Here is a 13,398-nt window from a genome sequence, read left to right as displayed (position 1 = left end):
CAGCGTCCGTACACTGCACAACGTCATGAAAACGAAAACGCGGGGCCGGTTGTCCGTCCCGGCTAAGCTTTAGGCAATGGTTATGCCTTTTGTAGATACAGCTTCCACCGTAGACGCCTCACGGGCGTTTCCGCTGGGGATCAGCGTTCCGCTGTCCGGGTCGCCGGCAATGGACGACCCTCGGGGTGCGTTCGCCAACGTCGCTGTCTACGCGCCCGCCGTGACCACCCTGGAAATCGCCTATCAGGCACCGGGGGGAACCTGGCAGGTGAAGACGCTGCCCAACGTCGCCTCCGGTGTCCACTACGGCATCGTGGAGGGCATCCCCGCAGGTACACGCTACGGTTTCCGGGCTTCCCCGGAACACGAGGCGCTCCCGCTGTCCATGCCCGCCATGGACTTTGACGCCGACGGCGGGCAGCCGCTGCTGCTGGACCCTTACGGGCGGGCCGTGGACGAACGCGACGGTTTCCTCACGAGCGTCCGGATGGCCGGCGGGTTCGACTGGGGCGCAGACGCCAACCCACACACGCCGTGGCGCAACACCATCATCTATGAGGCGCATGTCCGGGGCCAGAGCAAGCTGCATCCGGACATCCCCGAAGACCTGCAGGGAACGTATGCCGGCATGGCGCACCCGGCCATGATCGAGCACCTGATCTCACTGGGCGTGACAGCGGTCCAGCTCCTGCCCGTCCATTTCCACGTGGACGAGCCGCATCTGCAGAACCTCGGATTGACGAACTACTGGGGCTACAACACAGCCGCGTTTTTCGCCCCGCACCCCGGCTACGCCACCGAGGCCGCGCAGGCGGCCGGCGCGCACGCAGTCCAGGACGAATTCAAGGGCATGGTCAAGCTGCTGCACGCCGCCGGCCTTGAAGTCATCCTCGATGTCGTCTACAACCACACGGCCGAGGGCGGCACCGACGGCCCGACCCTGAGCTTCCGCGGCCTCGGGGAGATGCAGTACTACCGCAATGACGGCCACGGCAGGTATGTGGACACAACTGGGTGCGGAAACAGCCTGAACTTCGCAGAGCCACGAGTGGTCCAGCTTGTGCTGGACTCGCTGCGGTACTGGGTGTCCGAGTTCCACATCGACGGCTTCCGCTTCGACCTTGCGGTGACGCTGTGCCGCAACGCAGCCAACGAATTCGACCCCCGGCACCCTTTCCTGGTCGCCATCGCCGCGGATCCTGTCCTGTCCGCCACCAAGCTGATCGCCGAACCGTGGGACGTGGGCTACGGCGGCTGGCAGACGGGCCGGTTCCCGGCCGGCTGGGTGGACTGGAACGACCACTTCCGCGACGCCGTCCGCAGCTTCTGGCTCGCCGACCGCGCCGCGATCGACGCCGGCGGCCACGGCGGCTCCGTGGCCCGGCTGGCGGATGCCCTGTCCGGCTCCGCCAGCCTGTTCGAACCCTCCGGACGGTCCAGGCTCGCCTCGGTCAACTTCGTCGCCGCCCACGACGGCTTCACGCTGGCGGACCTGGTTTCCTACGACCGCAAACACAACGAGGCCAACGGCGAACAAAACCGCGACGGCCACGGCGACAACCGCAGCTACAACCACGGCTTCGAGGGCCGGACGGAAGACGAGGAAATCCTTGCCCGTCGGGCGCAGACGAGCCGCAACCTGATGGCCTCGCTCATGATCTCCCTGGGCGTGCCCATGATCAACGCCGGGGACGAGCTCGGCCGGACCCAGCAGGGCAACAACAACGCCTACTGCCAGGACAACCCCCTCGCCTGGATCGACTGGACCACCACCCCGGAATCCCACTCGATGCTGCGCACCACCAAGCGGGTCATCCGTTTGCGCAAGGAGTTCCTGGCCGGCCAGCCGCACGACTACCCGGCCCGCGAGAACCAGTCCTACCTGCACTGGTTCGATGCCAGCGGCAAACCGATGTCCGGTGAAAGCTGGCAGGATCCCCGCCACCGCGTGGTCCAGCTGCTGCTGGGCTCCGACGACGGCCACGTCGACGGGCTGGTGGTGGTCAACGGCGGCGGCGACGACGTCAAAGTCACGCTGCCCGCCCTCAGCAACGATGACGGCACCGGCCACCGGCTCTTCGAACTGCGCCTGACCACCTCGGAACTCCACGACCGGCGCCAGGGCGTCCGGGTGTCCTCCGGGGAACGGGACGTCGTCCAGGCCAATTCGATCAACATCTACCGCACCTAAGCCCCGCCGCAGGCACGTAAGGACACCATGAAGATCTTCTCTGCAGACACCTGGACGATTGACGAACTGAAGGACCAGGTCGACGACGCCGGCCGCCGCTCCGTCGTCGTCCCCGCCGCGGATACCAGGCCGGCAGTCCTGGAGACATTCCGGGAAATCCTGGACTTCCCGGAAGAGGACGGCGTGGACCTCGACGCCCTCAACGACTCGCTGCACGACTTCGCGGACGCGGTCACGGATGATGGCCAGCTCCCGGTGACGTTTATCTGGCAGGTGCCGGCCGGCTTCCGGGCGGACCGTTCCTTCGGCGTCATCTGCGAAACCCTCCAGGACGCCGAGGCTTACGCCGGCAAGAGCCTGGCCGTCATCGCCGTCTGCCTGTAGCCAGCGGAACCGGTAGCCGGCGGACCCTGGAACTGGGGGACGCTGTAGCCGGCGGACGCTGGAACTAACCGACCGGACGGCAACGACGCCGCAAACCGGTGACCGGTCCGCGGCGCCGCCGACAAGCTAGGCGTTGACGATCAGGCCAAGCTCGGCCTTGGATGCCAGGGCTTCGTGCTTCGGAAGCACGCGCACCGTGTAGCCGAAGGACCCGGAGCGGTCGATCACGAGGGTGCCGCTGAAGAGATGGCGGCCCTTGCCGAGGTCCTCCGCGGCTTTCAGCTCGGCAACTGTGACGTCCGCGAGTTCATCGCTGTCCTCGGCGCGGCCGTAGGCGACCTCCACGGACACATCATCCGGTGAAAGGTCGTGCAGGGCCACATAGGCGTTCACCTGGAGGAGGTCGCCGATCTGCGGGTCCTCCGAGACACCCACCGAGTCCACGTGCTCCACCTGGATCTGGGGCCACGCGGCCCGCACCCGGGAGGACCACGCCGCCAGGGCTTTTGCCTGTGCGTAATTCTCCGCCACGGCGTGGCGCCCGGCGATGGCCGCCGGCCGGTACAGCACGCTGACGTAATCCTTGAGCATCCGGTCCGCGGAGACTGCCGGGCCCAGGTGCGACATCGTGTGCTTGATCATCGAAATCCAGTGCGTGGGGACCTTCTGCGGGCCCGGCTGCGAGGGTCCGGCAGCGCCGGCGCCGTCGGAGACCGTGAGGCCGTAGAAACGAGGCGCCACCTGCGTTTCGAGCAGTTCGTAGAGCGCGGCCGCCTCGATGTCGTCGCGTTCCTCGGGGGACGCGTCGTTGTTGGCGGTCGGAATCGCCCAGCCGTTCTCGCCGTCGTACATCTCATCCCACCAGCCGTCCATGACGGAAAGGTTCAGGGAACCGTTCAGGGCCGCCTTCATGCCGGAGGTCCCGCAGGCCTCCAGCGGGCGCAGCGGGTTGTTCAGCCACACGTCGCAGCCGGGGAACAGGGTCCGGGCCATGGCGATGTCGTAGTTGGGCAGGAATGCGATCCGGTGGCGCACCTCGGGATCGTCGGTGAACCGGACCAGGTCCTGGATCATCTTCTTGCCCGCGTCGTCTGCAGGGTGCGACTTCCCGGCGATGACCAGCTGGATGGGGTGCGTTTTGTGAAGCAGCAGGGCCTTGAGCCGAGCCGGGTCGCGGAGCATCAGGGTCAGGCGCTTGTAGGTCGGCACACGCCGGGCGAAACCGATGGTCAGGACGTCCGGATCCAGCACCGAGTCGGTCCACGCCAGCTCGGCGTCCGCCGCGCCGCGCTTCTTCCAGGCCGCCCGGAGACGGCGCCGGACGTCCTCCACGAGGGACACGCGCATTTCGCGGCGGAGCGCCCAGAGCTCTTCGTCAGTGACGTTGTAGGCGAGGTCCCAGCGGCCCTGCGCCTCCGCCTCTGCGCCGAAGTGGTCCCGGGCCAGCTGGGAGACACGCGGGTCAACCCAGGTCGGGACGTGCACGCCGTTGGTGACCGAAGTGATGGGGATTTCCGAGTGGTCGAATCCGGGCCAGAGGGCCGAGAACATCCCGCGGGAGACAACGCCGTGCAGCTTCGCGACGCCATTGGCCCGCTGGGCCAGCCGCAGGCCCATGACCGCCATGTTGAACACGAACGGGTTGCCCTCGGCGAAGTCTTCCCGGCCCAGATCCAGGATCTTGGCCACCGGGACATCCGGCGCCAGACCGGCCTCGAAGAAATGCTGGATCTGGGAGATCTCGAAGCGGTCGATGCCGGCGGGGACCGGGGTGTGCGTTGTGAAAACGGTCGAGGCCCGTCCGGCAGCCAGGGCTTCGTCCCAGCTCAGTGGTTCCGCGGCCGACATCATTTCCTGGATCCGTTCGATGCCCAGGAAGCCGGCGTGGCCCTCGTTGGTGTGGAACACCTCCGGCGCGGGGACCCCGGTGAGTTTCTGGAAGACGCGCAGCGCCTTGACCCCGCCCATGCCGAGCAGGAGCTCCTGCTGCAGCCGGTGGTCACCGCCGCCGCCGTAGAGGCGGTCGGTGATGCCGCGGGCGGCGTCGTCGTTGCCCGGCACGTTGGAGTCCAGCAGCAGGAGTGGAACGCGTCCGACGTCGGCCCGCCACACGTGCGCCAGCAACCTGCGGCCCTGGGGGAGGGGCAGGGAGATCTGGATCGGCCTGCCGTTGCCGTCCGGGGAGGCCTCCCGCAGCAGCGTCAGGGGGAGCCCATCGGGATCGAGGACGGGGTAGGTCTCCTGCTGCCAGGCGTCGCGGGACAGCGACTGCTTGAAATAGCCGGCCTGATACAGCAGTCCGACGCCGATCAGCGGCACGCCGAGGTCCGAGGCTGCCTTCAGGTGGTCTCCGGCCAGGATGCCCAAGCCGCCGGAATACTGGGGCAGGACTTCGGTGATACCGAACTCGGGCGAAAAGTAGGCGATGCACGACGGCGCGCCGTCGCCCAGGCTTTGGTACCAGCGGGGCTGTTCGAGGTACCGGTCCAGATCGTCCGCAGCGGCGTGGACGCGCTGCACGACGTCCTGGTCCGCTGCGAGGCGCTGGAGTTCTTCCCGGCTGACCAGTCCCAGGAACGTGACCGGATCATGGTCGCTCTCAGCCCAGATCTTGGGGTTCAGCCCCTCGAAAAGCTCCCGGGTGGGCCGGTGCCAGGACCACCGAAGGTTGGTGGCGAGCCGGGCCAGCGGCCGGATCGACTCCGGAAGAACGGTTCGGACTGTAAATCTGCGGATTGCCTTCACCAGCGAAACACTAACGGACAACTCGGTGCCCGGGAACGGGTTTAGGATTCTTTCCGGTAAATGACGGTTTGCCCTCGGCGAAAACCCGAAACGCCCCTAAAAAACCTGAGCAGGCTTAGCATTCTGGCCGTTTTGTAGATAACGTCGAGCCTGTGACGAATAACTCGCGAACCAGTGCCGTGTCCAAGCAAAAGCCAAAGGCCCTGATCACGGATGGCCTGCAATTTGGCCGTTTTCCGATCACAGCCGTGCAGCCTGCTGTCGAGGGCGGGAAGTTCCCGGCCAAGGCCGTTGCGGGCGAAAGCCTCGTGGTCGGTGCCACCGCCTTCCGGGAGGGGCACGACCAGCTAGGCGTCAGCGCCGTGCTGCTCGATCCCCGCGGCAAGGAGCGCCAACGCGTCCGCCTCGCCCCGCCCCGCGGCAACAGGGGCAAGGGCACGGACCGCTGGGAAGGCCTCCTGACCCCGCCGGCCACAGGCAACTGGTCCTTCGTCATCGAAGCCTGGCATGACCGCTACGGCACATGGCACCACAACGCCGAGGTCAAGGTCGAAGCCGGCATCGACGTAGAACTGATGCTCGCCGAAGGTGCCGCGCTGCTTTCGGAAGCGTCCGAAGACCCGGCCCGCCCCTCGGCGGACCGGCGCACGCTGCGGATGGCCGTCGTCGTACTCTCCGACACCTCCCGGACGCCCGAAGACCGTCTTGCCGCCGGGTTCAGCACCGAGGTGGCCGACATCGTCGAACGCCAGCCCATCCGGGAGTTCGTAACCGTCTCCGAGCCGTACCCGCTGCTGGTGGAACGCGAACTCGCCGGCCGGGGCGCCTGGTACGAATTCTTCCCCCGCTCCGAGGGCGCCGTCCGCAACCACGAAACCGGTGAGTGGACCTCCGGAACCTTCCGGACCGCCTCGAAACGCCTTGACGCCGTCGCCGGCATGGGCTTCGACATCATCTACATGCCACCGATCCACCCGATCGGCTCGCAGCACCGCAAGGGGCCAAACAACACCCTCCTGGCCGGACCGCACGATCCCGGCTCGCCGTGGGCCATCGGCGCCAAGGAGGGCGGCCACGACGCCATCCACCCGGACCTCGGAACCTTCGAAGACTTCGACGCCTTCGTTGCGCGGGCGGGCGAACTGGGGCTCGAAGTCGCCCTGGACCTGGCACTGCAGGCCGCGCCCGACCACCCCTGGGTACAAAGCAACCCGGAGTGGTTCACCACCCGCGTGGACGGCAGCATCGCCTACGCCGAGAACCCGCCGAAGAAATACCAGGACATCTTCCCGCTCAACTTCGACAACGACCCCGAGGGACTCTCCAACGAGATCCTGCGCATCGTCTTCCTCTGGGTGAGCCACGGCGTCAAGATCTTCCGGGTGGACAACCCGCACACCAAGCCCGTGTGGTTCTGGGAATGGCTGATCGCCAAGGTCAACAAGAAGTACCCCGACGTCGTGTTCCTCGCCGAGGCATTCACCCGTCCCGCCATGATGCACGCACTGGGCCGCGCCGGCTTCCAGCAGTCCTACTCCTACTTCACCTGGCGGAACACCAAGGAGGAGCTGGAGGAGTACTTCCAGGAGGTCAGCCACGAATCCCCGGCCTATTTCCGGCCGAACTTCTTCGTCAACACCCCTGACATCCTCACCGAGTACCTGCAGTACGGCGGTCCGGCCGCGTTCAAGATCCGCGCCGCATTGGCCGCCACGGCTAGCCCGATCTGGGGTGTGTACGCCGGTTACGAGCTCTACGAACACGTTGCCCGCCCCGGAGCCGAAGAGTACATCGACAACGAGAAGTTCGAATACAAGGCCCGGGACTGGGACGCGGCGGCAGAATCCGGCCGGACGCTTGCACCGTACCTGACCAGGCTCAACGAGATCAGGCACACCCACCCGGCCCTGGGAGACCTGCAGAACCTGACACTGCACCAAAGCACGGACAACGCCACCGTGGTGTATTCCAAGCACAAGACGCTCCCCGACGGCACGAAGGACACCCTCATCATCGCCGTCAATGTGGACCCGCACGGCATCCGGGAGAGCACCGTTTCCCTGGACCTGGCCGCGCTGGAGCTGGATCCGGAGGACCTGACGCACAATGGAGGGTTCGTGGTGGACGATCTCTTAACCGGCGAGAGCTGGGAATGGGGGGAGTACAACTACGTCCGGCTGGACGCACATGTCGAACCCGCCCACATCCTTAGCATCCGGAGGCACCACCAGTGAGTTTCAGCCCGTCAAACCCCAACCAGCACTACAGCTCGAAGGGATCCTTTGAACTGAACGCGCCCGGCCTCCAACACGATCCTCTCTGGTACCGCAAAGCGGTGTTCTACGAGGTCCTGGTCCGGGGCTTTGCGGACGGCAACGGGGACGGCTCCGGCGACTTCCACGGCCTGATCGACAAACTGGACTACCTGCAGTGGCTCGGCGTGGACTGCCTCTGGCTCCCGCCGTTCTTCCAGTCCCCGCTCCGCGACGGCGGCTACGACATCTCCGACTACAACTCCGTGCTGGACGAATTCGGCACCATCAGCGACTTCAAACGCCTCGTGGCGGAAGCCCATGCCCGCGGCGTCCGCGTGATCATCGACCTCCCGCTAAACCACACCTCGGACCAGCACCCGTGGTTCCAGGAGTCACGCAAGGATCCCGACGGGCCCTTTGGGGATTTCTACGTGTGGAGCGACACGGACGAAAAGTACGAAGACGCCCGCATCATTTTCGTGGACACCGAGGAATCCAACTGGACCTTCGACCCCATCCGGCGCCAGTTCTTCTGGCACCGCTTCTTCAGCCACCAGCCGGACCTGAACTTCGAGAACCCCAAGGTCATCGACGCGCTCTTCGACGTCGTGCGGTTCTGGCTCGACCAGGGGATCGACGGCTTCCGCGCCGACGCCATCCCGTACCTGTTTGAGGAAGAGGGGACGAACTGCGAGAACCTGCCGCAGACCCACGAATTCCTCCGCAAGCTGCGCAAAATGGTCGACGAAAGCTACCCCGGCCGCGTGATCATCGCCGAAGCCAACCAGCCGCCCGCGGAAGTGGTCGAATATTTCGGCACCGAAGAGGAGCCGGAGTGCCACATGGCGTTCCACTTCCCGATCATGCCGCGGCTGTACTACGCGCTGCGGGACCAGAAGGCAGCGCCGATCATCGAGACGATGAAGGACACCCCGGACATTCCCGAAGGCGCCCAGTGGGGCACCTTCCTGCGCAACCACGACGAACTGACGCTGGAAATGGTCACGTCCGATGAACGCGCCGCGATGCTTGGCTGGTACGCGCCGGATCCGCGCATGCGCGCCAACATCGGCATCCGACGCCGGCTGGCCCCCCTGCTGGATAACTCCCGCTCCGAAATCGAGCTCATCAACGCCCTGCTGCTGTCCCTGCCGGGCAGCCCGTTCCTCTATTACGGGGACGAGATCGGCATGGGCGACAACATCTGGCTCGAGGACCGCGATGCCGTCCGCACGCCGATGCAGTGGAACCCGGACCGCAACGCGGGCTTCTCCAGCGCCGACCCGGGCAAGTTGTACCTTCCCGTCATCCAGTCGCTCGTCTACAACTACAGCATGGCCAATGTCGAGGCGGAGGCCGCGCACTCGGGCTCGCTTTTGCGCTGGACCCGGCAGATCCTGAGTGTCCGCAAGAACCACCCCGCCTTCGGACTGGGCACGTTCAAGCACGTCGAGGCCGACCATGACGTCGTCCTCGCCTACCTTCGGGAACTCCCCGAAGGTAACTCGGCCGGCGAAGACAGCGAAAGCATCCTGTGCGCTTTCAACCTCTCCCAGCACCCCGTCGCCACCACCTTGCGGGTGCCGAAATATGCCGGGCGGGGCCTCCGGGATGTCTTCGGCGGCCAGGCGTTCCCCGCCATCGGAGAGGACGGCACCCTGACGCTGACCTTGGGCAGCCACGACTTCTTCTGGCTGCGGATCCGCTCGGCGGCCTCCAACCCGGCCTCCCCCTACACGCAGGCGATGCCCATCCTGTCCATCGAAGGCTGAGATGAACCGACCGACCCTCACCCCAGCCCTCAGCGGACTGCTTGGCGCCTGGCTTCCGCGCCAGCGCTGGTTCCCGGTCAAAAGCGCGGAGTTCACGTTCGAGCCGGCCGGCGGCCTGCGGCTCGATGACGGCACCGGGGAGGCGGAGCTGGAGGTCCTGCTGGTAGCAGTGACGTATCCCACGCCCGACGGCGACCGCACCGACATTGTCCAGGTGCCGCTCAGCGTGCGCAGCGCGCCGCTGCCCGGAGCGGAGCCGGCACTGATCGGAGACGTTCCGGGGCAGGGCGCCGCCGGCACGCACGGGCACCGCTGGATCTACGACGGCGTCCACGACGCCGCCTTCGTCGCCGCCTGGCTTGAGCTCATGCGCCAAGGCGGCACGGCGCCCTCCGGTAACGCCACGGGCCACCTCGTCGAGTCCGGCTACCGCTTGCCGTTCGCCACCGGCAAGGTCAAGGTGCTTTCCGGCGAGCAGTCCAACACTTCAGTGATCGTCGACGACGGCCGATCGGCCGCCATCGTGAAGTTCTTCCGCGTACTCTCCGAAGGCCACAACCCCGAAGTGGAAATCGGCGCCGCCTTGACGGCCGGGCGGACCGCTGAGGTCCCGGCCACGATCGGCTGGGTCGCCGGCGAATGGGCTGCCGCAACGGGGGACCAGGCTGGTGGCGCCCGTCCCGCGCAGGGCGAACTGGCTGTGGCCCACGAGTTCCTCGCCGGCGGCCTCGACGCGTGGCGCCTCGCCGTCGACGCGGCAAGTAACGGCACGGCGTTCGTCGACGAGGCGCACGCGCTCGGCGCCGCCACCGCCACTGTGCACCGCAGGCTCGCCCAGGCGCTTGGCACAGCCTCCGAGGCTGTCCCCGGCGCCGACATCGCGCCCGGAGTAGCCCAGCGGGTGCGCCAGTCCTGGGCCCAGGCCGGAAACGCCGTCGGGCCCTACGGGGACGGGATGGACAGTCTCCTCAAGCGGCTGGAAGGAAGCAGCGCCGGACCCCTGCAGCGCATTCACGGCGACCTCCACCTCGGACAGATCCTGCAGGTTCCGGGCGGTGCCGCCAGCGGTCCGCGCTGGGCCATCCTCGACTTTGAGGGGGAGCCGCTCCGGCCGATCTCGGAACGCAATTTCCCCGACGTTCCGCTCCGCGACGTGGTGGGCATGCTGCGGTCCTTCGACTACGCAGCCGGCGCCGCCGTGCGCGAGCGTCCCGGCGCAGAGGTGCCGGCGACATGGGTGGATGATTGCGCCGAGGCTTTCCTGGCCGGCTACGCCGAAGTCATTCCCGGCGGAATCGACCGCGACTCGCCGCTTTTCGTGGCGCTATGGCTCGACAAAGCCCTCTATGAAGTCATTTATGAACTAAGGAACAGGCCGGACTGGCTCTCAATTCCAGTAAACGCATCGCGTCGTCTCCTCGGCAGTACAGGTTCCGGCGTAGTCGCCGAAGCCGCAGCGGAAGGTATAAAAATGACAGGATCAGCACGTATCGAACGGCCCGGCGCTCCACTCCCGGTGGACCCGGAGACCCTTGCGAGGGTCGCGTCCGGCGAACACCACGCGCCCCACTCTGTCCTGGGAGCGCACCTTGACGACCACGGGCACGTCACGATCCGGACGGTAAAGCACTTGGCGGAAGCCGTCTCCGTCGTGACGGCGGCGGGCACAGCCCCCATGACGCACGAATCCGGCGGCGTCTGGGTGGCGGTTCTGGAACCGCTGGAGCAGGGCCACGTCCCGGACTACCGCCTCGAAGTGACCTACGAGGGACACGAGCCGGAAGCTGCCGACGACCCCTACCGCTACCTCCCGACCGTCGGCGAGGTGGACCTGCACCTGATCGGCGAGGGCCGGCACGAGCGACTGTGGGACGTCCTCGGCGCCCATGTCCAGCACTACAAGTCCTCCCTGGGCGACGTGGACGGTGTGTCATTTGCCGTGTGGGCTCCCAACGCCCAGGCAGTGCGCGTCAAGGGCGACTTCAACGGCTGGGACGGCAGGGCATTCTCCATGCGCTCCCTCGGCTCCACCGGGGTATGGGAACTGTTCATTCCCGGCGTTGTAGCAGGGGCGTGCTACAAGTTTGAAATCCGGACCCGCCACGGATACTGGGTGGAGAAAGCTGACCCCCTGGCCTTCGGAACCGAGATCCCGCCGCTGACAGCGTCCCGCGTCGTGGAGCCTTCCTACGCCTTCAAGGACGAAGAGTGGATGCAGGCCCGGGCTGCCCGGGATCCCCACAACTCGCCCATGAGCGTCTATGAAGTCCACCTCGGCTCCTGGCGCGTGGGCCTCGACTACCGTGAGCTTGCCAAGGAATTGGTGGAGTACGTCAAGTGGCTGGGATTCACCCACGTGGAGTTCATGCCCGTGGCCGAACACCCCTTCGGTGGGTCCTGGGGCTACCAGGTCACGTCCTACTTCGCGCCAACGTCGCGCTTCGGGCACCCGGACGAATTCCGGCACCTCGTGGATGAACTTCACCAGGCCGGCATCGGCGTCCTGCTGGACTGGGTCCCGGCCCACTTCCCCAAGGACGAGTGGGCCTTGGCCCGCTTCGACGGCGAACCCCTCTACGAGCACGCCGATCCGAACCTTGGCGAGCACCCCGACTGGGGAACGCTGATCTTTGACTTCGGCCGCAGCGAAGTGCGCAATTTCCTCGTGGCCAATGCGCTCTACTGGCTTGAGGAATTCCACATCGACGGGCTGCGCGTCGACGCCGTCGCGTCCATGCTCTACCTCGACTACTCACGCGAGGAGGGGCAGTGGCAGCCGAACCGCTTCGGCGGACGCGAAAACCTGGAGGCCATCTCCTTCCTCCAGGAGGTCAACGCCACGGTCTACAAGACCCACCCCGGCGCTGTCATGATCGCCGAGGAATCCACTGCCTTCCCCGGCGTCACGGCTCCTACGAGCCAGGGCGGCCTGGGTTTCGGCATCAAATGGAACATGGGCTGGATGCACGACTCGCTCAAGTACATGGCCGAGGATCCTTACAACCGCAAGTGGCACCACGGAACCATCACGTTCTCGATGGTCTACGCCTTCACGGAGAACTTCCTCCTGCCGATCAGCCACGACGAGGTTGTGCACGGCAAGGGATCGATGCTGCGCAAGATGCCGGGGGACCGTTGGCAGCAGCTGGCGAACCTCCGCGCTTTCCTGGGCTACCAGTGGGCGCATCCCGGCAAACAGCTGATCTTCATGGGCACCGAGTTCGGCCAGGAAGCCGAGTGGTCCGAGCAGCACGGGCTCGACTGGTGGCTCGCCGACATTCCGGCGCACCGCGGTATGCAGCTTCTCACGAAGGACCTGAACGAGCTCTACAGTTCCACCCCGGCCCTGTACGAGCGGGACAACGATCCCGACGGTTTCCAGTGGATCAACGGCGGTGACTCGGACCGGAACGTGCTCACCTTCATCCGCCGTGATGCCGACGGGAACCCTCTGGTGTGTGCCATGAACTTCTCGGGCGGCCCCCACAAGGACTACCGCCTGGGAGTACCGGCGGCCGGCGCCTGGCAGGAAGTCCTGAACACCGATGCCGCCACCTATGGCGGTTCCGGCGTGGAGAACAGCGGCACCCTGACGGCGACCGACGGCGGCCTGGACGGACAGCCGGCTTCGCTGACTGTCACGCTGCCCCCGCTGGGAGCTGCCTACTTCAAGCCGCTTGGCTAGACTGTCCTCCTGCTGACGCCAGCAGCGGCCGTGAACGAAGGGCCCGGAATCCGCGTGATTCCGGGCTTTTCGGTGCCTCCACTGCGGGCGCTTTGTCACCGGCGCCGAGTGGTGGTAGAGTTTATTTCCGCGCTGCTCCCCGGAGTTGAACGGCCACAAAGACCCAGAAGCCTATGGCAACACTGAGTCGGAGATGCCGATTTGACTAGGGTGAAGCGGCCGGGTAAGTTTGGGAAGTTGCTCCGGAGCGATCCGCGACCGTGTGGTTGTGGTGGTGCCGGGTGTGTCTGTTGTTTGAGAACTCAATAGTGTGCCAAGTTTGTTGATACCAATTTATTGTATTGAATTGGTTGGATTGGCCAGGTT

The 13,398-nt window shown here is 66.1% G+C and carries 6 protein-coding genes; 5 read left to right on the top strand and 1 reads right to left on the bottom strand.

Annotated elements, in window-relative coordinates; all coding sequences use genetic code 11:
- The first annotated feature begins 76 nt into the window (after nt 1–76).
- The gene (gene glgX / locus AC1DES_RS03155) at nt 77–2,191 is read left to right on the top strand and encodes a glycogen debranching protein GlgX (protein ID WP_476894233.1); all 2,115 of its coding nucleotides are present in this window, start codon (nt 77–79) and stop codon (nt 2,189–2,191) included.
- Between the two features lie 27 nt (nt 2,192–2,218).
- Nucleotides 2,219–2,575 carry a barstar family protein gene (locus AC1DES_RS03150; RefSeq protein ID WP_476894232.1) on the top strand — a complete coding sequence of 119 codons (357 nt, stop codon included), beginning with the start codon at nt 2,219–2,221 and terminating at the stop codon, nt 2,573–2,575.
- Nucleotides 2,576–2,701: 126 nt separating this feature from the next.
- On the opposite strand, the gene glgP is transcribed toward AC1DES_RS03150, so the two are convergent.
- Nucleotides 2,702–5,320: an alpha-glucan family phosphorylase gene (gene glgP / locus AC1DES_RS03145; RefSeq protein ID WP_476894231.1), complete on the bottom strand. Its 2,619-nt coding sequence runs from the start codon at nt 5,318–5,320 to the stop codon at nt 2,702–2,704.
- Between the two features lie 152 nt (nt 5,321–5,472).
- On the opposite strand from glgP, the gene AC1DES_RS03140 reads away from it, so the two are divergent.
- The 3 genes from AC1DES_RS03140 to AC1DES_RS03130 are packed head-to-tail and all read left to right on the top strand — an operon-like array spanning nt 5,473 to nt 13,032.
- On the top strand, nt 5,473–7,554 hold the full coding sequence (locus AC1DES_RS03140; protein ID WP_476894230.1) for an alpha-1,4-glucan--maltose-1-phosphate maltosyltransferase: 2,082 nt from the start codon (nt 5,473–5,475) through the stop codon (nt 7,552–7,554).
- Nucleotides 7,551–9,347, top strand: a complete 1,797-nt coding sequence (treS, locus tag AC1DES_RS03135; protein ID WP_476894229.1) for a maltose alpha-D-glucosyltransferase — start codon at nt 7,551–7,553, stop codon at nt 9,345–9,347. The genes AC1DES_RS03140 and treS overlap by 4 nt, the downstream gene beginning before the upstream one ends.
- A gap of 1 nt (nt 9,348) precedes the next feature.
- Nucleotides 9,349–13,032, top strand: a complete 3,684-nt coding sequence (locus AC1DES_RS03130) for a 1,4-alpha-glucan branching enzyme (protein ID WP_476894228.1) — start codon at nt 9,349–9,351, stop codon at nt 13,030–13,032.
- Nucleotides 13,033–13,398: the final 366 nt, after the last annotated feature.

The organism is Arthrobacter sp. 05T442, from assembly GCF_056395945.1.
This window is presented reverse-complemented; position numbering and strand designations above follow the sequence as displayed.